This is a genomic window from Rhodococcus sp. WS1 (assembly GCF_003797745.1).
Taxonomy (GTDB): Bacteria; Actinomycetota; Actinomycetes; order Mycobacteriales; family Mycobacteriaceae; genus Rhodococcus_F; species Rhodococcus_F erythropolis.
In genome coordinates, this window is record NZ_RKLZ01000004.1 from 44823 (window position 1) to 64209 (window position 19387).

Annotated in this window: 24 protein-coding genes; 7 read left to right on the top strand and 17 right to left on the bottom strand. The window is 62.5% G+C overall.

Going from position 1 to position 19387, the window contains the following annotated elements:
• Positions 1-124: 124 nt before the first annotated feature.
• On the bottom strand, positions 125-766 hold the full coding sequence (locus tag EEB12_RS28380) for an RNA ligase family protein (protein WP_258537555.1): 642 nt from the start codon (positions 764-766) through the stop codon (positions 125-127).
• Between the two features lie 98 nt (positions 767-864).
• Between EEB12_RS28380 and EEB12_RS28385 the strand changes: the two genes are divergently transcribed.
• From EEB12_RS28385 to EEB12_RS28405, 5 genes are all read left to right on the top strand, one after another.
• On the top strand, positions 865-1059 hold the full coding sequence (locus EEB12_RS28385; protein WP_141488957.1) for a hypothetical protein: 195 nt from the start codon (positions 865-867) through the stop codon (positions 1057-1059).
• 230 nt (positions 1060-1289) lie between these two features.
• Positions 1290-2534 carry a lipase family protein gene (locus tag EEB12_RS28390; RefSeq protein ID WP_141488958.1) on the top strand — a complete coding sequence of 415 codons (1245 nt, stop codon included), beginning with the start codon at positions 1290-1292 and terminating at the stop codon, positions 2532-2534.
• 41 nt (positions 2535-2575) lie between these two features.
• Complete coding sequence (locus tag EEB12_RS28395) at positions 2576-2962, top strand: hypothetical protein (protein WP_141488959.1); 387 nt, start codon at positions 2576-2578, stop codon at positions 2960-2962.
• Positions 2963-2964: 2 nt separating this feature from the next.
• Positions 2965-3375 carry a hypothetical protein gene (locus EEB12_RS28400; RefSeq protein WP_141488960.1) on the top strand — a complete coding sequence of 137 codons (411 nt, stop codon included), beginning with the start codon at positions 2965-2967 and terminating at the stop codon, positions 3373-3375.
• Positions 3376-3619: 244 nt separating this feature from the next.
• Positions 3620-4198: a hypothetical protein gene (locus EEB12_RS28405; protein WP_141488961.1), complete on the top strand. Its 579-nt coding sequence runs from the start codon at positions 3620-3622 to the stop codon at positions 4196-4198.
• Positions 4199-4252: 54 nt separating this feature from the next.
• On the opposite strand, the gene EEB12_RS28410 is transcribed toward EEB12_RS28405, so the two are convergent.
• The 13 genes from EEB12_RS28410 to EEB12_RS28465 all read right to left on the bottom strand — a co-directional run bounded on the left by EEB12_RS28410 (position 4253) and on the right by EEB12_RS28465 (position 14798).
• Positions 4253-4582 (bottom strand): hypothetical protein, encoded by a 330-nt coding sequence (locus tag EEB12_RS28410; RefSeq protein WP_141488962.1) that lies wholly within the window; start codon positions 4580-4582, stop codon positions 4253-4255.
• Positions 4583-4700: 118 nt separating this feature from the next.
• Entirely contained in the window at positions 4701-5366 is a 666-nt protein-coding gene (locus tag EEB12_RS28415) for a hypothetical protein (protein WP_141488963.1), read from the bottom strand.
• A 305-nt stretch (positions 5367-5671) separates the two neighbouring features.
• Positions 5672-6298, bottom strand: a complete 627-nt coding sequence (locus EEB12_RS28420) for a TetR/AcrR family transcriptional regulator (protein WP_141488964.1) — start codon at positions 6296-6298, stop codon at positions 5672-5674.
• A gap of 105 nt (positions 6299-6403) precedes the next feature.
• Positions 6404-6661, bottom strand: a complete 258-nt coding sequence (locus tag EEB12_RS28425) for a hypothetical protein (RefSeq protein ID WP_136471768.1) — start codon at positions 6659-6661, stop codon at positions 6404-6406.
• Positions 6662-6846: 185 nt separating this feature from the next.
• Positions 6847-7365: a 3'-5' exonuclease gene (locus EEB12_RS28430; RefSeq protein ID WP_141488965.1), complete on the bottom strand. Its 519-nt coding sequence runs from the start codon at positions 7363-7365 to the stop codon at positions 6847-6849.
• 25 nt (positions 7366-7390) lie between these two features.
• Positions 7391-7720, bottom strand: a complete 330-nt coding sequence (locus EEB12_RS28435) for a hypothetical protein (RefSeq protein ID WP_136471764.1) — start codon at positions 7718-7720, stop codon at positions 7391-7393.
• A gap of 207 nt (positions 7721-7927) precedes the next feature.
• Positions 7928-8269 (bottom strand): hypothetical protein, encoded by a 342-nt coding sequence (locus EEB12_RS28440; RefSeq protein WP_141488966.1) that lies wholly within the window; start codon positions 8267-8269, stop codon positions 7928-7930.
• Positions 8270-8450: 181 nt separating this feature from the next.
• A complete protein-coding gene (locus EEB12_RS28445) occupies positions 8451-8987 on the bottom strand; it encodes a hypothetical protein (RefSeq protein ID WP_141488967.1) in 537 nt (178 codons plus the stop codon).
• 176 nt (positions 8988-9163) lie between these two features.
• Entirely contained in the window at positions 9164-9991 is an 828-nt protein-coding gene (locus EEB12_RS28450) for a DUF6884 domain-containing protein (RefSeq protein ID WP_141488968.1), read from the bottom strand.
• Positions 9992-10498: 507 nt separating this feature from the next.
• Entirely contained in the window at positions 10499-11122 is a 624-nt protein-coding gene (locus EEB12_RS28455) for a hypothetical protein (RefSeq protein WP_141488969.1), read from the bottom strand.
• A gap of 215 nt (positions 11123-11337) precedes the next feature.
• Entirely contained in the window at positions 11338-12417 is a 1080-nt protein-coding gene (locus EEB12_RS28460; RefSeq protein ID WP_141488970.1) for an ADP-ribosylglycohydrolase family protein, read from the bottom strand.
• A complete protein-coding gene (locus tag EEB12_RS30620; protein ID WP_168798851.1) occupies positions 12414-12587 on the bottom strand; it encodes a hypothetical protein in 174 nt (57 codons plus the stop codon). Before EEB12_RS30620 ends, EEB12_RS28460 begins: the two co-directional genes overlap by 4 nt.
• A gap of 57 nt (positions 12588-12644) precedes the next feature.
• Positions 12645-14798 carry an ADP-ribosyltransferase gene (locus EEB12_RS28465; RefSeq protein ID WP_141488971.1) on the bottom strand — a complete coding sequence of 718 codons (2154 nt, stop codon included), beginning with the start codon at positions 14796-14798 and terminating at the stop codon, positions 12645-12647.
• 310 nt (positions 14799-15108) lie between these two features.
• On the opposite strand from EEB12_RS28465, the gene EEB12_RS30625 reads away from it, so the two are divergent.
• On the top strand, positions 15109-15561 hold the full coding sequence (locus EEB12_RS30625; protein ID WP_141515924.1) for a hypothetical protein: 453 nt from the start codon (positions 15109-15111) through the stop codon (positions 15559-15561).
• Here EEB12_RS30625 and EEB12_RS28475 read toward each other — a convergent pair.
• Both EEB12_RS28475 and EEB12_RS28480 read right to left on the bottom strand, forming a co-directional pair.
• On the bottom strand, positions 15541-16068 hold the full coding sequence (locus tag EEB12_RS28475) for a hypothetical protein (RefSeq protein ID WP_141488973.1): 528 nt from the start codon (positions 16066-16068) through the stop codon (positions 15541-15543). The two genes, EEB12_RS30625 and EEB12_RS28475, sit on opposite strands and share 21 nt — an antisense overlap.
• Before the next feature lie 36 nt (positions 16069-16104).
• Positions 16105-16839 carry an HNH endonuclease family protein gene (locus EEB12_RS28480; RefSeq protein WP_141488974.1) on the bottom strand — a complete coding sequence of 245 codons (735 nt, stop codon included), beginning with the start codon at positions 16837-16839 and terminating at the stop codon, positions 16105-16107.
• A 49-nt stretch (positions 16840-16888) separates the two neighbouring features.
• Between EEB12_RS28480 and EEB12_RS30630 the strand changes: the two genes are divergently transcribed.
• Positions 16889-17125 (top strand): hypothetical protein, encoded by a 237-nt coding sequence (locus EEB12_RS30630; RefSeq protein WP_181447653.1) that lies wholly within the window; start codon positions 16889-16891, stop codon positions 17123-17125.
• Between the two features lie 35 nt (positions 17126-17160).
• On the opposite strand, the gene EEB12_RS28490 is transcribed toward EEB12_RS30630, so the two are convergent.
• Positions 17161-19149, bottom strand: coding sequence for a cutinase family protein (locus tag EEB12_RS28490; protein WP_141488975.1), 1989 nt, complete (start codon positions 19147-19149; stop codon positions 17161-17163).
• Positions 19150-19387 lie beyond the last annotated feature (238 nt).

Here is a 19387-nt window from a genome sequence, read left to right on the forward strand (position 1 = left end):
GCCCCTATTAACAGGAAACCGCTTCATATATAATCCGGCAAAGTTTCTACCAAGTCGACGAACTCCGCACAATTCAGCACGTTCGGTTATCGCGCATTACCAGTGTCGTCGTGGGCCCCAAGGATCAACGAACCGACTCCGCCTTTGCGCCACCCGATCCAGGGATGAATCCGCACAAAACGGCCTCACAATTAGCCCTCAACGGGGTCTTCAACCAATCCCGAGATCGCTTGCCGGGCTGGTAGATCGAGGAAATATTTTTGGCAACGATACCTTCCAGATGGTGCTTCTTTGCAACTTCCAACATGGTCGGTCCGTCGACATTGAGCCAGTGCGGCGGAACTTTGATGCGTGGATGTTGCAGGCTGAGATTGGCGAGCGCTTCACGGCGCTCGAGGTAGGGCAGCTCGGTCGTCGATGTGCCGTCGACGTCGAGGATGTCGAACACATAGTACGAGGTCAGCGCCTCGTTGCGGAGCTGAGCGGTGGGCCGCAGGACGTGCATCCGGCGCTGCAAAAGGGAGAAGAACGGCACACCGTCGGGTCCGAGTGCGACGATTTCGCCGTCGAGGACGGTTTCACGGTGATCGAGAACCGCGCTGAGTGCGTCGAGAATCTCGGGGAACGAGGCGCTGATGTCGTTTCCGTTTCGCGACCAGAGCGCCGGGTCCTTGGAACCTGTTGTGGCGATTGCTCTTTGGCCATCCCATTTCGACTCGAATGCCCAGCGCTCCCCCGTGGGTGGATTGCCGAGTGTGGCGAGCATCGGCGGCACTGGCTTTCCCGTGGCGGGACTTATCTGTCCACTGTGCGCGGGTTTGTCCTGCTTCGCGGCTGTTTTCGGGAGGTTGAGACACTGTCGATATGACTCGAACCCCTGCCCCGGACGAGGGCTGGAGTCCGCCGCCTGACGAGGGTCAGGCCGGAATGGTTCTTTTGCCGAATGGCTGGTGGGGGTTTCGGTACAAGGCTGGGGTGAGGCCACTCATCGTGGAGAAACCGGAGGAGCGCGACGCACCGCCGGACAGCTCTGCCGGGTTCGATCGTCCGGATCGCTGATCCTAGAGGTCTATAAATAGCCTTTCACCTGGGAAGACGACACGTCCCCTCGCTCCTCGAAAGGTCGGCCGGGCGGGCGCCTGCTCGCCCTCCGAATCAGGGGACACCCCGTTGAGTTCAACGCCCGATTTCGGACACGATGCGCAGGTCATCGAGCCGCTCGGTGACTCACCCGGCCAGTCGCGCTCGTGAGCGATGCACTGCGCTTGGACTTCGACGAAAGCTGAGGAATGCGCCCCATCGCCCCGCGATCACACGTCCGAACTATCGCTGCTCTTCTGACCGCTTGTGCTGCCGGCACCGCCGCGGTCGTTGCCCTCGCCCCGGCAGCGAGTGCGTCGCCGATCATCTACCCGGCCGCGTTGACCGACAGCTTCTACGCCTCACCCGGCGATCTGGCCGATCACCGACCTGGTGATGTGCTCGCGGCGCGCCCAGTATCGGCGCCGGCAGGCTTTCTCAACACCGATGCGGTGCAGCTGAAGTTCCGGTCGACGAACTCCGAGGGTCACCCGATTGCTGCGGTGACCACCGTGCTTTCACCTCGCGGCGCCGCGCCGGGTCGGCCGTTGTTGTCCTATCAGCACATCATCAATGCTCTGGGGCTCGGCTGTGCGCCGTCGACCGCGATGTACACCGACGATCCGAAGCTGGCGATCCGCGAAGCCCCTGGCCTCAATGTCGCCATCGCGAAGGGATGGTCGGTGGCCATCCCCGACCATCTCGGCCCGTCCAGCGCCTACGGGGCGGTCAAGCTCGGTGGACAGATCACCCTCGACGGCATCCGCGCCGCGCAACGATTCGACGCGCTCGGCCTAGGCGCGAGCCCCGTTGGGATGACCGGCTACTCCGGCGGCGGAATGGCGACGGCAATGGCCGCGGCGATCGCCCCGACCTACGCTCCGGAACTCGAGCTCGCGGGCAGCGCCTACGGCGGTGCTCCGATGAACATCGACAAGATGGCCAAGGCCCTGGGCCAGCAAAAACACCCGGCATTCGGGCTGGCTATGGCCGCCGCGCTCGGCCTCGAACGTGAATACCCGGACCGTATGCCGATCACGAGTCAGCTCAATAGTGCCGGGCAGCAGCTGCGTGATCAGATCGCGAATGCCTGCACCAACGAGATCATGTTGTACGGCGCCGGCCGATCCCTTGCCGATGTCGCGGATCCTGATGTCGGCATGGCGCTGCTCGACAGCACGAGCATTCAGGCCGTGTTCGCCGACAACAGCGTCGAAGACGTTTCTTCGGTGCCCAATGCCCCTGTGTACGAGTGGCACTCCGGAACCGACGTCCTGATCCCGGTCGAGGCGATCGACTCGACAATGGCGCGATACTGCGAAGCCGGGCTGCCGGTCACCTCCGATGTCGTCTCCGCACCCGACCACCTCTCGGCGGCGGTAATCGGCCTACCCGGCGCACTCAAGTTCCTCGACGACCGCTTCGCCGGCATCGCTCCCACCACGAACTGCTGACACCCATCTCCGATCCCCCACCACAGAGAGCAGAGCGCATCATGAGCATCGCAACACGATCCTCACCCTCTACGATCACGGCATGTTCCCTCACTGCCGGGCACCGTGTGCAGTTCGTTCAACCGGCAGACCTGTGGTGGACCGTCCGTGCAGTATCCGACGACCACCAATTCGTCATCCTCACCAGGCCGAACCCCGAAGGCGAGGGCGTCGTCTACACAGTCATCGACAACAACCGCGGTGTTCGAGGACCGGCCAGCATCTGGGGGAACGGCTACGAAACCGACGATCAGATAGCCCGATCGCTGCACGACCTCGTCGATGGAAGATCGGAAGTCAGCCGCCGGCCATCGCGATGGGAAGGGACGCGCATCGCCGCGGTACTGCTGCCCGTGAGTCCGCCGAGCGTCGACGGCGAGCAACGATGACGATGACGTCGCCATATCTGAGCTGCAACGGGTGTGGAATCACCACCGAGGAGAACGAAAACGGTTGCGCTGAAACCGAATCCAGCCTGGAACGAGGGTGGACGCAGGCCAGGGACGAAAGCTACTGCCCTATCTGCGCTGATGTTCGGTCACAGACCTGGCCGGGCACCGATGGAAGCGCCGAACCCATGATTCCGAAGGCAACTCGGCGAGTGCGCGAAACAACGATCAGGGCAGGAGTGGCCGGCATCGCGGGCGGGTTCGCACTCGCGACCATCTTTCTCGCCTTCACCCCGTACCTTGCTGGTGTCGCCTGCGGTGTGTGTCTGGCCGTGGTGTCCGCTGTCGCGTTGGTCATTCTCTGCGCGCCGGAAATCCGGCGCGAGGCCGAGACCAGGCGTATGCGCGATTGACCGATTCCGTGGCGTTAACTTGCTGACGAGTCGGCAGTTGAACACCTCCTGATGCCCCGGCGACGTCGTCGGGGCATCGCCGTATCCGGACTCTCGTATCTTTGTGCAAAACCGGAACACGTGCAGGTCAGCGGACCGCAGAGCACCGCACGCACGCCCCGGACTCGTGCGCGTCGCTCCCGCTGCCTGACCGGGAGTTCGTGGCACAGTGGCATCGACGGCCATTCACAAGGGGGAGCACTACATGTCAGATGTCTACCACCATCAGGTGATGCACCCGCTGGTCAGCGGCTACTTCGAGACGCTGACGGAAGTCCGCGAGGTGCTCGAAGAGAACAGACTCGAACTGAAGGACGTCTCACCAGAACACCGAGAGTGGAGGCTCGTCGAGAGCTACCTCGATGAGGGCGGCCTCGCCGCCAGGTTCCACAGGCTTCGTTACGTCCACGAGGACGAAGACGGTCCGGCCGAGCGATGGGCCTTTAGTTTGGCGACCAAGGATGCGCTCTTCAATGGTGTTCTCATCCGAGACCTGGAAACCGGTGATTGGGACGAGAATTCGCCGCTAGTGATGACCAATCGGAACACGCCCACGTACGGGGCAAGCCCGGATTTGATTCAACTCGCCGAGCGAGTCGTGGAAAACACGCGTGGCAGTGTCAACGATCACTCCGAGAGGATGAAACAAAATCGCGCCGAAGCACGTGCCCGCATCGCTGCCCAAGAGGCGGCGGAACAAGCCGAGGCGGACGCCATCGCTCGTGCGAATGCACCGCGCAGCCTGTGGCAGCGCCTGACCGCACCCCTGTTCGGGAACCGCTGACCCTCTGATCGACAGCGCACTCTCTGCCCGCACGGTGCGCCGTGCGGGCAGTTTCTATTGTGCGGCACTGACCGCATCGGAGGTAACCCATAACCACAGGTCCAATCCTGTTTTACCGTCGCCCGTCGTGGCGTGAATCTTCACACAACAGAGCCACTGTCCGTCGCTGAGCCGTGCCCACGCATAGAGGTCACCGGGCATGGTGCCCTCCAACCGGAGTCCGCCCGCGAGCACTCGTAGTGGCAGCCGGTCGGGTCGCTGCGCGTTCTTGGCCAGCGGCAGGGCACGGTTCATCTCCACCACGACCGACTTGGGCTCGGCGAGCTGGTGCAGCGTGGGGGTCAGTGGCCAGGGTTCACAGCCGGTGAAATCGGGAGCGGTCATAGTGCGTGTGGAAGCGGTAGCGGTGCGGACTGTTCGGGCGTGTGAGGGTTCCATCCCACGACGCCATCTGTGGCGCTCAGATCAAATCTGGCGGACCTTGGGCGCACTCCCCTGCCACTTAATTCGACATCGACGGAAATGCCTGTGATGCGCCCGTAGCCTTGCCCGATCCGGTATAGCCGGCCACATGCGAGTCGATGCGGATGTCTGCTCCATCCCACCGCCCGTCGGTGACTACAAGGCACGCGCCCTTGCTGCGCGCACGAGCAACCACAGCGCGTGCTCGGGTCGGCGGAACGACCGCGCCGGCAAGGCCGAGGACAACGAGATCCATCCCGTCCAGCAAGATCGCTGCCACGTCGATCGCCGCAGAACCTGGGGAGGGAATCAAGGCACATCGGGACAGGTCCGCCCCCATTTCCGTCGCAGCAAGCAAACCCAGTTTCGGTAGGCCGATGATCGCAGCATGCTTGCCGCTGCCGGTCACCGAGGCGAGCAGACTCAGCAGGACCGATGACGCTCCGTCGACGGCCACGACCGACCCGCGTGCGAGTCCGCGTCTGGGGAGAAGTGTGGCGATCGCCGACGGGACTTCGAGGACACTGGTCGCCGATTCGGTGATCGTTTCTGGGCGCGTCTCGAATCGCGCTTCGGCCCGTTCCGTGGGTACGGCGGGGGCGGCGGAGCCGTCGGTGCGTGCGGGTATCGAGGCCATGCGTCGACGTAGTGCCTCGATGCGGCCAGCGGGAGACAGTTCCGCGAGCGTGTCCGGGTCGGTGGTCACAGGTGCTGACCTCCTCCGTCATAGCCTTATCGCACCACCATAGTCGAACATACTTTCGAAATTGAGTGGGGTGAGCTGCACAAAGACCGATGCTGAGGTGTTACAGAAAGTGGTTGCCGCATCATTTCGGCGGGGCATATCGTATGAGTGCGGAGGGGCGAGTATCGAAGGGGTATCTCTACCCGCAACGCATAATGGCCCGCCAACCGGCTGTGTACTCGCCGGGGGTGGGCCACTTGCGCTTTAAGGGCTGGAACGCCCTCATACGTTCCAAGTTCGTTGCCTCGCTACCCTTTTCCCTCAGTTCACTCGACTAGATTCAGATGCACTGTGACTAGGTCGTCGACTCGGGTCGGAAGGTCCAGGTCTTCTCGCAGGACTGCGACAGCGTTGGCCGCCCCGGAGAAGCCTGCGCAGAGATTCCAGGCGAGACGGTGGCCATGCGAGGTGTCTTTGATCGCGCCGGATGCGATCGCCACTTCGACGAGGTCACTGGTGTTGTCGATCCAGCGTCGGTACGACGTGTTCGCGCCTTCGACGGACGGGTCGAGGGTGAGCTTCATTCCGGCGCGAACCGTCCGGTCTTCGTCGACCTGACGGGCGAGGGTCGCAAAGATGGATCGCAGTTGTGTCACGACCGGTTCGCCAGTTTCCGCCGCGGAGGAAAAGGCTTGTGCGACTACGGTGTCCCAGTCCTCGATGAGTTGGTGGGCGATGGATCCTTTGGACGCGAAGTGGAAATAGAGTGCGCCTTTGGTGATGCGAGAGTTGGCAATGATCGTGTTGATACTGGCTGCGGCGTAGCCCTCGGTGTCGAATGTCGCGGCCGACGCCTCCAAGATCGCGCGCCGGGTGGCGATGGCGCGCGGCTGTCGCTGGCGTTGCAGGCTGCCGGCGGGTCGGCCGATGTGTGGGCGAATAGCATTGTTCATGGTCGCGGGTCCTGTCTGTGACTGTCGGCCCTGGCGGTGTTTGCCCACCGTCAGGGCATCTTCGGGTTGCAGGTTCCGGTGCGCTCGGTCACCACATTTCGCAGCTCACGAAGCGATTTCGGGGAGCGCGTACCTGCCACGGTAGGGGTCGTTGTTGAGTTCGTCAGCGACCGCGGCGTAGTCGGTGGCGTATTCGCCGATCTCGACGAGCACCTCCCAGGGGGCGAGGAGCAGCATCGAGCGGTCGATTTCTCGCGCGGGAAGGACCTTGACGACGTCACCGACGAGTACCAGATGGGCATCGCCACTGTCGTTTCCGAGCCCGAACGCAGTTTCCACAATCTCGGCGGTGATGACGGTCATTTTCGGAGCCTCTCGGTTGACGTTGACCTAACAATACAATGCATCATTGCATTGTGCAATTCAGACCAGCGTCATTGGTGGCGATCAGGAGTCGACTCTTTGCGCCGAATAGCGCGACGGGTGAACAGTTTCCACGAAGGTCGGCCGGTCCAGCTGAAACCGGGCCGACGATTTGTGGAATGAATTCAGTGCCCGGCGAGTTCGAGAAGAATCCTCCGGGCAGCCTCTGCGTCGCCGCGCGCTCGATGGGCTGCGCCGAGGCGGGTGTAGCGGTTGACGCCTTCGGCTTCGGCTCGGCGCTTCATGATGCAATCCCAACGGCCGGCATCGGCCAAGTGCTCGGCGGGTACGTCGTGGCGGCGACTGTCGTCGAGGATGCGTGCGCGATCGAAGTCTGCGTTATACGCAAGCACCATTCGCCCAGCGGTGACCGCGATCAAGGCGTCGAGAACCATCGGCCAACGGGGTGCGTCGACGAGGTCGTCGAGGGTGAGCCCGTGGACGGAGTAGGCATCGGGGTGGATCTCGATTCCGCCGGGGTCGACGAGAGTGTCCAGCAGAACGGCGCCGGTCAAGGCGTCGACGACGCTGACCTCGATTACCGCGGAATCGAGGTCAGCGGTTTCGGTGTCGAGAATGCAGGCCGCGCCGGGAGCAAGCATGTGTCGGGCCCACTCGCGGACGTCGACCTCGGCCCCTCTCATCGTCGTCTCCGTTCGGTCCAACTCCTCACATGAACGCGCTGAACGTGCCGTCGAGGTACATCACTACTGCCACGCCGAGCAGGACCAGCCCGAACAGCGGCGCGAGCAGTCTCTGAGCAAGGCTGGCGGTTCGTCCGTCGTACAGAGTCGCAGCGACGGCCGATGCAATAACCAGGACCAATCCGAAACTTGCCACTGCCCAGGTGAGATTCCGGGTACTGGCGGTGAGGGCGATTGCGCCCACCAGCGCCAAGGCCACGATCAGGGCGCCGCATACCCTCCAGGATGTTCGGCGGACTCGGCTGACGTGGTCGGGGTCGTCGAGGTTGGCAATCGTGTGGAGGCTTTCGCTCATTGTTCTCTCCTTGCATGGGCGACATCGCGTGGATGCCGCCGAGATTGTGTTGATAATGCCGGGACACTCCGACATCTCGATAGGCGTCGTGGCCAGACCAGGAACTTGCCGGAGGGGTCTGGCCGGCGAACCGTTGACCACCAGGAAGCGGGGACGTGCCATCTCCGCACGTCAAACGCTGTTTCCCCGCATTGCGCAGCAAGCCAATCAGAGGGTGGTGATCCAATGTTCGACCGCGGTCTGGGCTGCCACGTCGATGTCGGAAAGATTAACGGCGACAGCCGCTTCGACACCGTCGAAGTGCTTCCATTCGCCACCTTCGACATCGGGGCGAATGTTCGTGATGGAGCAGATTTCGACGGTGACCTCGTCTCCTTCGCGGGCAGTAAGACGCAGGTAGGGGCAATATCCGGGAAAATTGTTGGAAAGGTAGATGCGTTCTCGCGCGGCGTCGACGGACAGGTCGAGGTCGTCGGGGAAGTCGTTTGCAGCATTTGCAGCAGCGATGAATGCGCGCTCGAACTGTTCGGGGATCGTAAGTATCGCCATTGGAACACCTTTCGTGGAGGCCAAGTCCGTTCAGGCTTGTAACTACACAAGGCTTCTTTGCATAGTTACAAGCCGGTCCGAACTGGACTCTCACTCAAAGGTCTGTGCGCCTGCGCTTTTCAGCACAAATTCCGTCGCGGATCCTGACACGTCGCCGCAGTTCTGCTGACACTCCAAAGAGTCAGGATCGCGAAGATTTCGCCGAAAGGAATCCGTACAGCAGTAAGCCGCCAACCACGATCAGCAAAGTCGCCACCGTAGTCGGAACCCACGCCGCCGCTCGATTGAGTCCGTCGCCGATCAGAACACCACCCGCGACAACCCCGGCGATCGCTGCGGGTACCGCGACAACCTCACCTGGCACCGACGCCCCCAGTCCGCGGAGCTGGGTGTTCGGGGCGCGAAAACCGTAGTGCGCCGCTATCGCGACGGCCGCGATGATCACAAGCGCCAGAAGGATCACGATTCTGAACATTTCAGTGTGACGACCCGATTGCCACAGCGAAATGGCCAACACCGGGGTGGCGAGGACACCGCACCCGATGCAAACCATCAGCGCCGCGGGATCATCGTCGTGACGCTCCCGCGCCCATGCCGATGCCCCGATGAACACCAGGCCGATCGAGAGCGCGAGCGCAAGGACCACGAACGTCAACGGAACCCACGACCACCCGGGGTAGTAGGACACGGCAACTTCGGAAGATGTTGTCGGAAACATATTTTGCGTACCTCTCGTAGGTGAATGGTGTGTGCTCGCTGGAGCTGACGTTAGCGAATATCTCGCCGAATTACTTCGCCATATGCACGGCCGTTTTTCGCTATGATGCGCGGCTCTCGTTGGTCGACAGGGCAGGTGGGAGCCCGCGATTGCACGGCAGCGATCTCCGGCGTTCCTTAGTTCAGGTGGCCGGCGGACACGATGCCGGCCAAACGCTGCTGCTGTTCGCCGATCCCTTTGGTTCCCGCCAGCGGAGTCCGAGCGTGGGGCCAGACCTGGCGGGCCAGTTCGACATAGGCACGCCCACCGAAAAGCACGACGTCAGGGTGATCGAGGAAGCCCTGCTCGCCTGCCTGCTGTCGCAGCGTCGTGGCGGTGACTGCACCGGGCTGCCCCAAACGCAGGTCATAGGGCGCGATTTGGCGGTGAAGAGGCAGAAGTCCGTGACGCGCGGACAAGATTCGGATTGAATCAGGGCCGGTCAGAGCGGTGGCGGCACGCAGGCCCAGCCGGTGATAGGTACCGAGGTAGAGCTGTCCGGCAGGTGAGGGGACAGCGGCCTTAGTGGAGCCACACGGGACCACAACGAGAGACTTCGTCATGGATGTTTCTGTGCCCGAAACGATTCCAACGTCATTAACTGCCCCTACCGTGAGGTCGTGGGCGAGGTGCTGGGCGACGGTCCAACGCAACCAGTGCCATCCTGGCAGCTCCGCAAGCGGACCGTAGCAACCGGCGGCGAACGCAGCGGTCTCGAACGGTGCCGTCCACGGCTTGATGTCGGCATTGGGGAGAGTCATCTCGATGCCGTCATAGGGGCGGTGAATTCGAGTGTGCTTCGGCCCGATTGCGACCACGGTTCCGATGTACCGGCCACCTCCTTTCGGTCCGATTCCCGGAAGGGACTCGACCAGGTCGATTTCTTCGATCAATGCACGTCCGGGCGCTGGGGCGGTCAGGGTGTGGTCGTCGTAGTGATAGGTCGAGGTGTAGAGCGGAGGCATCTCGGCGGTCCCCCTTTCATCGCTGGTGTTGCTGGGTTCGAGATTTCAGACTTTACAATACATATTTGCATTGTTGCAACTGACTTTCTCTGAACCTAAGCCGTATTCGCGTATCCGGCCTCACACAGGTGTGCACATGTTCCCGCGTCGCTTTCGCCTCGCCCGTGCTCCACGCGCCGGAGAAGTGCGCTCGACAGCACGGGACATCGAAGGGGACGTGTCATCTATACAGGTAGAACCTATTTTTGAGAGCCGAAGGGGGCGAGCCGCAGCCATCGGTGTGCTCTCCGTCTGGCACCGGGGCCGATGCAGAATTTCCGAATGACCGCCTCTTCCGAGACATGCGCGTAGGGGACGATGAGCATCAGGTGACCGGATTGCACGACCCACCGGTCGTGCGCGGTTCGGGACAGCAACTCACTTCTCCTCGTTGTATCTGCGGTGTGCGGGCTGCACATGCCTGTAGATAGCTCCGATGGCGGGTTTCGCGAAATCGGGTCCGCGCCACTAGCTCGCCGGTTCAACTTCCTCTAGTTGCTGATCGCGCAGCTCGGCGCGCACACGCCACCACCGCCAGAGCCCGGCCCCGGCGGAGATCGGCAGCAACGCAAAAGCGCTGGCGGCGATGATATTTGCGAGATTTTGTGCGATGCGGTCGACATCGTCAGCGGTCAGACCGTCGAGGAAAGCGCCGATGATCGACCCGGCCGCGAGACCGCCACCGAAGACCAGGACCGCTCCGAATCCAAGCGTCCATCCGAAGATCGCCCAGGGAGTCCAGAAGTATCTCGGCGGCGTTCGGCCGTCGTCGAGGAATTCACGCTGAAGCTCACGGAACTCCGCACGCCGGGCGCGAATACCTGCGCCCACGAACCACACGGTGGCGGCGAGACCGACAACCAGCACCAGCGCGTACGCGACATCACGCAGCTTGGCCGACAGGTGGGCGCCGTCGACGATTGCTGCGGCGATCGGGAGTGCACCGAACCAGATGATCACCGAGGACCATGCGTAGCGAAAGATCGTGTCGGGGCGCCCGCGGCGCACCTCCGTGCGGCGTGACCAGATGATCGCGAGCACTCCCCCGATGACCATTGCGGCCCCGATGGCTCCCATGACTGCGGGTTGCATCTTCTCCCCTTCCGATGTGGCATGTACTGCGCTGAGGCAGGTCCTCTGTCTCGCGGAGGACGAGCAAGAGGGGACGTGTCATCTTCGCTGTTCAAGCCAATTTTTCGGTAGGGGGTGTCTCCCGTTTTACTGGGCTGTTCGCGCGGGCATGTGTCAGCGGCGGGCCCAGTCTTAGGGGGTCGGCGGTGAATTCAATCGCCTGATGGCGAGCCCGCTCAATCCAACGTCTTTACGAGGCCGTCGTAGTGGGCGTTGTCCAATTCCTGCGCGTATCGGGGCTCGAACGTCGGGTTGAGGCCGTTTCTGCTCCAGTAGTCGGGCTCGTTGTGCGCGGCTCCGATGAGCGCGCCGGCCATGCAGGCGATCGAGTCGGAGTCTCCGTTGCTGGTCGACGCCCAGGCGAGGGCCTGCGGACCAGTCAGCGGCGCGAGGACGTTGTCGGGCCTTGTGGCCATGTCAGCGACGAGCAGGGCCAGGGCTGTGGCACTGGCGGATTCCCACCCTTCTCCGATGCCGGCGCAGGGGTCGCCGAACTCGGACGGCGGGATCTGGTCGAGCCGGTCTCGGGTCTCAGCTGCTGCGATGAGGATGTCCACAAAGTCGTCATTTAGTCCGTCTACCAGTACAGACGACACGTCCCCTCGGTACGGGGCGAGGACGTCTGCAAGGTACGGATCGCTCAGCCATTCGCTGACGCCTTCGTAGATTCGGCCTGCCTCGGCCAGAGCGAATTCGAGGAACCGGCCGTGCCGCTCGGGTGCGTGACGGACGGCATCGGCCAGGAGCAGCGCGGGAACGATCGCACGCGGGTGTTTGTGGGTGATCACCGCTTGAAGGGCGGTCAGGCCCCGCCAATAGGGATCAGGCGCGAATGCGGCGGGCACCAATCGCATGACTGCACCGCAGCCGGCGGACTTACGTGCTCCGCCTGCGTCGTACCAGTTGGCGCCGCCGCGCAGATTCGCCAATGAGCCCATGCAGGTCATGCCTGGGGCACGGAAGTTCTCGGGATCGAGTTCCCACTTGATGAAGTGTCGGACGATCGAGTCGGTGACTGCGGGGATGTCGCCGAAGTCCGTGACCTCGACGAGCGCGTCGTGCAGCGCGAGAGTCATCTGGGTGTCGTCACTGATCATCCATTCGCCGGCAGGCGCCGGCACCGGGTAGGCCGGCATGTCGACGTACTTACGGAACTCGACCTGGAAACCCCAGGCGTCACCAGCTGCGAGACCGATGAGGGAGTTGTCGTAGCGGGCGATCTGGGCGGCGGAATCGCTGGCGACAGGTGCGCTCACGGCTTCTCCTCTTGCTCGATCTCGTTGGCGGCTGTGCGGATCCGTTGGACCTCGATGAGGTCTAGGTCGGCGATGCGGGCGTAGTAGTCCGCGATGGCGCGGGGGGTCATCCCTTCCTTGAGGTGTGCACGGATGTCGTCGAGTTGTTCTTGGGTCAGCTTGTCGCTCATGGTTGGCTTCTTTCTCATTGAGGGGACGTGTCGTTTAACCAGCTAAATCGCTATTTTCTATGCAACAGCCTTCAGCGGCGAGGGGGTGCCCTCCGCTTCGGCGACGAGGTCCTCGGCTACGAGCCACACGGTCGGCATGCCGCCGATGCCGTTGGGGTCGACCTTCACGCACCTCAGGTTCGTTCCGGTGGGAACGATGACTTCGTCTTCCGAGCTGAAGTTCGAGATGGATTTGACCGGCAATCCGTTCCGCGTCCGGATGACCATCATGTAGGGCCCGTTGGAGTAACCCGCGAACGACGTCGCTGTCTGCTGCCGGGTTGTGCAACTGGTGACTTTGCCGATCTGCACCTTCGATCCAACCGTGAACGCGGCGTCGATGTACTCGGCGCTGCTGCCTTTCCACCCGCTCGGTGTTCGTGTACCGCGCATCACGGTCATCGGCGTGTTGTTCGGGTTGTGTTCGTCGAACTTGTCGAACGCCGAGTCGATTCCCGAGACAACGGTTTTGATGTGTGAGGAAGGTTTCGGGTCGCGGCCGGTCACAGCAGCGTTGATGCTCTGGTAGCTGCCACCTGTGTAGGTGGTCAGCGCACTTCGCTCGCTACTGGTGAGAACGTTCTTCACGAATGTCGAGTTCGTGTCGGTGAGCGCGCTGATGTTCGCGGTCTGGACGTTGTTGCCGCTGACAGCAAAGCCCCATGCGTGCAGGTTGCCGGCGCGTTGGTGGATGATCCCGTAGTCGTCGGCGGTTTCCTTGCCGAACGCGCGAATACCACTGCGGTACAGGGAAGCGTGCTTTTCGGCTCCCAAGCTGTCCGGCGGAATCTTGTGCTCGAAATGCGGGATCACACCGCCGCCCTTGGTCGGGGTGCCGAGTGCGCGCCGGTGAGCTCGAGCGTATGCATCGTCAGCCTGTGCCGGCGTCTTGCCGGCTGCCAGTGCCGCGGCGCGGGCCTTCTCCCCCGCTTCTGCTGCGGCCATCTCGCGCACGCGCTTCTGGTGCCGTTTGACGCCGTCGTAGATGTCGGCCCGGGCAGGTCCGGCGCCGGCTGAATCGGCGATCTTGTCGCGGGTACTGGTGAACTCGTCGTTGATGATCTTCGTTTGCGCTGCCGCCGTCGATGCCTTTCCCGCAGCTGCCTCGCTGGCAACTTCGAGCAGCACGTCGCCCTTCACGGAGTGCGCTTGCTTCTGCATCTCGGTGGCGTTCTCCGGCAGTGGTCCGGGATCGACCATGATCGGGATGCGGTTCGCCTTCGTCAGCGCATCGCTCTTGCCGTGGGCAATTGCGACGGGGCGGTACGAGTCGCCCTTGCGTTGGAGGACGACGAAATCGCCGGACCCTCTGCGGACAATCGCGGTGCCTCCGTCGAGGTAGCGCCCTTCGACCTCCTCGATTCCGGAGCCGGTTTCCATCGGGATGGTTCCGGATTTGTAGACGGTGGTGTCACGGTCGATGCCGGCGGGACCGATGACAGGTCCTTCCGCCAAAGCCGTGGCGGCTTCCTCCGCATACTTACGGTTCAGTGACCTGCTGATCGTGGCGACGTCGTCGTCGGAGAGGGAAGCGTAGTAGGCATCTCGCTCCTCGTCGCTGGCCATGTCGGCGCGCATTCCGAACTTGGCTGCTGCGAGGTCGTCTCGGGCCTCGCTCTGCCGGCGTTGAGCATCGACGTACTCGGTTTTGGCATCGTCGAGCGCTTTCTGCTGCTCGGCTACGGCTTCGGCGGTGCCGGTACCTTCTTCAAGCGCTTTCGTGGCCTTACGCAGGCGAGACCGGTACCGGTTGACAGCCTTTCGCGCCTCGTTGGCCGCGTCGTCGACCGACTCCACGTTCGCCTGAGCGGCTTCGAGCGCATCTTGTGCCGGAGTGGTCTTCGGCCCGGCCAGCTTCTCCCGCTCCGCTTTCGCTTGTGCGATCAGCAGTTTGGCGCTCGGCGGATTCGCGTGAGCACTGGGCATCGGGGTCTTCCCCAGGACCTCCGAGTCGATTCCCAGACCTGCCATGAACTCCTGGAGCACACTCGGCGGCGCTGCCTGGATCGCAGCAGCTGCCTCGACGAGCCCTTGCTCCTTGAGGTGGTCGACGACCTTCTTTCGAGCCTCGCGGCCGAGCCGACGATTCCCGTTGGCCTTTGCCGCGGCCTTGTAGCTTCCGCATCCCGGGCAGCGACGGCCGGCAGTTCCGTGACCTTTTGAGCGACACATAGGGGGATCGTACTGGGAAGACGACATGTCCCCTCGGTCGATCCCCCAGCTCTCGCGGATGCACTTCATACCCGCTGACAGAACGAAAAGGCTCGGTGTGCCGGTACCGCGAGGCATGTCGCTCATTCCGATCACTCCGCCCGCCCGATGTTGGCCAATTCGATTCCTCAGCCGCGGCAGATGGTCACGCCACCAGCCATTTCACTATTCAACATTACAATACGCATTTGCATTGTTGCAAGTGGGAATGTTAAGCACACAACCGGAAAGCACTCCGCCTCCACTCTCAGCGCTGCGTGGAACGCTGAGCGTGGAGGCGGGTGAGAGCGTGAAGGTGACTGTGCTTCTACGCCGTTTCTTCGAGGGTGCGGAGCTGCGCGTCGGCACGTCGTCCCTGGCCGATCGCCAGGGCTGTCGCGAACCCTGTGAGGGGCGACTTTCCGAACTCGACGCGCATCAAGACGCCCAGAACCAATCCGCACACCGCTACCGCGGCGAGGGAGAAGATCGCCGACTGACCCGCCAGTACCTCCGTCGTCACGAACAGGACAGAAACCGTTGCGAAAGCAGCGATTACGACTCGGCGGAGACGATCAACATCGGTCCAGGCGAGATGACGACGGATCGCGCGGAGCGTTCGAGCATTGTCGGCGCTGTCATCGTGGTTGAGCTGATCGAGGTAACGGTCATACAGGCCGGCAGCCGTGACGGCGCCTGTACGGACAGCTTCATTGAAGCGCAGCTAACGCAACATCGAACTTGATCCCCCATCCTCCCGAATCTGCGGCGTTTCACCATTCGCCGAGGAGTCGATTGCGTCGACGTCAGCGCCACTTGCTGATTCGATATTCGCCAACAGCCGGTCGGCGACCTGCGCATTGTTCATTGCCCACCCTTCAGTGCAGATGCGCAACGCGTTAGGAACAAAGCATGCCACCAGCACGACCGCGGCAACCAGTCCGCCATAGGTCCCAGCCGTGACCGGATCTTCATCGGCAAACCTGCGCGCCACTATCGCTGCGACCAGGGCGACGAAAGCAACGATCATTGCGACAACGCGGGAGCGCTGATACGAGAGCGACGATTTCGCGATCTTGCGGTGAATCTTCTTCAGTACAACGGTCTGCTCTGACGCATGTGGGGAGGTCAGCACATTTTGGTACCTCGCGAGCAACGTGTCATGACTGACGGTGCCGTTGCGGAATCGGAGGACGAAACGAGTCGAGTCGATATTCCGGTCGAGCAGTGAATCGGTGACGGAACTATGCATGTCGATTCCTTCGGTGTGAGTGATGGTGGCGTTCGGTCAGGAGCACGAGTTGCGGGCGGCGAGCACATCGCCTGAGGTGACGGCGAGCTGGTATTTCGCAGCGACGGTGAGGTAACGGGTGGCGTAGTCGCAGTGGAATGCGGCGTTGGGCGGGAGCCAGGTATCGGGGCCTTCGTCTGACTTCGACTGGTTCGCTTTGCCTTGGGAGGCAATCAGGTTGATGTCGGTGTCGTTGGCGAAGTTCACGCGCTGCTCCAGCGTCCACGTCGCCGCTCCTGCGTCCCATGCCCGCGAGAGTGGGAAGACGTGGTCGATCTGGATCGCGGACGGGTTGGAAGTGGAGAACGCGATGTCGGTGCCGGTGTAGGGGTCGTGGAGAGTGCCGGCCACTACTTTGCAGTCGCGGGTTCCGGGTTTGAATTCGACGTCGACGAGCTGTATTCCTAAGACGTCATTGCGTGTGTCGCAGCCGTTTCGGGCAAGAGCGCCGTCGTATTTGTCCGTCCACGAGGTGCCGAAGACACAGGATTTTCCCTTGGTGCATTCTCGTTCGTATCCGGTCACGTTCGGCAGTTTGTCGACGACGGTCAGTGTTCCGATCAGATTGTCGAGACCGGGGATCGCGCCGTCTGGTTGCGTGGCCAGGGAAGACGACGACGCGGCGGTGGGAGCAGGGCTGGAGGGGGCAAGCCCTCTGGTTGCAGTGAATCCGGAAATGGCGGTGATGAGCAGCCCGGCTGCGGCGATGGATGTAGCGATCTTTCGTTTCATCGTTTCTCCTCTGGTTCGCGCCGGGACATGTGGGCGGCGGAGGTCGTACGTGCGCTCACCATTGCCCCTCCCCCATTGCTGCGACGGATTGCCGGGCCTGCACTCGCAACCGGCGGCGGTCGATGTTGCCGTGGCTCAATGCGTTCGGGCGGTGTCCGACATGGAACATGCCTTCGGTGTGCGGGCACGCGAAGACGGACATTCCTTTGTCTCCGTGGTGTTGTTTGCGGACAGTCTTCGCATCTCCCCTGGTGTGATAGCCGCGGTGGCCGCACTTCTCGCATGAGGTCCAGCGTGCAGAAGGGTTGTGGGCTCGATGGCTCATGCGGCACGTCCGATCTGAAGGTTGAGCCAGTCCGAGAGCCACTGAATGGCGTTGCGGCCGGCGTTGTCGACGACGAGGGCGTTGTAATTGGTGTGGGCTCCGGAGGTGAAGAAGTTCGCGGCACTGAGACCTTCACCGACCAGCGAGACGAGGTCTTCGGCACCCTGCGACTGCGACAGCTTGACCAGGTAATTCGACAGTTGTGGCAGGTCCAGGTTCTCGGCTTGGGTGGTGATGTTCGTCGAGACCGTATTGGTCTGTTTGCCCAGCAGAGCCGGTGCTGTCTTGGTGGCTTTGCCGGAGAACATGTTCATGGCCACTGATGCCAGATCCAGGCCGACCGGAACGAGGCCGGTCATCGCTGCGGCTGCACCGAGCGGGTCGGGCATCTGTCCGGGCGGTGGGAGGAGCTTTTCGACAGCGGCCCAAGCGATTTCCTGGATCTGTCCGACGATGTTCGCCAGCTTGATGACATCGACATTGGCGAGGATCGACGCGACCAGGGCTGCGATCTGGGTACTGCCCGAGGGATCGGGGATGACCGAGAGCACCTGCGAAACCCATTTCAGATCAACAGCGGCGGCCATCTTGACCAGTGGAGAGAATTGATTGTTGAGCTGGCCTGCGATGTCGTGGGCGCCTCGCGCGTCGAGTGCGGCGACTTTTTGGGGCAGCAAAGTCAGGTTGTTCAGGATGCCTGGCATGTCGAGCGAGGTGACGCCGGTGGCCACGTTGAGGACCTGGTTGACCACCACGGTCGGCTTGAGCACTGACAGCACGCTGGTTGCTGAGCTGAGTGCGTCGGTCGGCGTCGACGCGACGGGGGCCACCTGGACGCCGAGGGTGTCCGCGGCCTTGGACAAGGTCTGCACCTCTGCCGAGGTCGACGGCAGGCTCAGAGAATCTCCACCGGTGAGCTTGTTTGCGGTGTTGGCGAGCTTCGTTGCCGTGTCGAGGGCCGTCGTGAGGTCTGACTGTCCGGCTTTGGTGAGGACTTCCGACGCGTTGTGCTCGGCGGTACCGGCCGGCGCTGCCGCGAGCTGTCCGTTCGCCGACGGGTTCGCAGCTCCCGAATCGAGCAGGTCAGTGAGTGGGGCGAGCGTTTTCGCGATGGACGTAGCGGTCGAGGCCACTTTCTTGATGTCGACTGTCGGCTCGGAGAGCTGCTGGCCGAGCGCGGAGACGTTCGTTCCCAACGCAGGCAAGTCCGCACCGGAGAAGTCCGACGTCAACGCGGAAGCGAGCTGACTGTTCCCGCCGGCCGTTCCGCTGCTGTCGACACCGCTCGGACTTTTGCTCAGGATCGAGCCGAGCGATCCGAGCAACGGGCTGGAGCCCTTCTCGATCGAGCAGTACAAGTCTCCTGGATCGCAGATCGAGGCGACCCGGCCGGACAGAGCACCCATGCCTTGTGGTCTCGGATCAGCGATGCCTTGGCCCGAGGTGCGGGGGCCGACAACCGCAGAGCCCTTGGTGCCCGCGCCAGGATCGGCGAGTAGACCGACGGCAAGGACTTGGCTCGCGTCGACGGGGCCTTTGCCGTTTCCGATCTCAGACGCGAGGTCACCGGCTGCGTCCGCGCCCTGCGAGTAACCGATGATGGTGAATTTCGTGTTCGGGCAGGAGTTCTTGATCTCCGAGAGGACTTGCTTCGACTTCGCGATCGCGTCGGCTTTGCTGTCTGCGTAGGTATGGCCGTTGTCGAAGGCTCGGGCCATGTACGGCAACGTGTAAATCTCCGCTTGCTTACCATGTTCGCTCTTGAGTGCGTCGGCAACGGGTTTGAGCATGCCCACGGGCTGATCGGGATCGGCGGTATCGCTGGTCTCCCAGGTCCCCGGGATGAACAGGTTGAACGTCGCCGCGCAGTTCGCTGGCGCTGCGTTGGCAATCGCAGGGACAGTGAGCGCGATTGTTCCGCCGGCGACGGTCGCAGTGACGATCAGTGCGACGGTACGGCGGGATCTCGAACGTCTTGCGGGCATTGGCACCTCGATTGCCGAAACGGACACAGGTGCCTACGTTCACCTATTTCGGCGTTTCATCTCAACGGGGTGTCGCGACGTTTCCGCTACCTCAAACGGGCACTGACCAGCAGTGTCAGTGCCGCGAATGGCGTTTGACATTCATTTCGAACTGAATGGGTTCTCTGCGTTGTGAACCCTGAAAACGGGTGCACTGTGGATTACTCGCCGTCGATCGAGACGACGGCGAGGCTAGTGC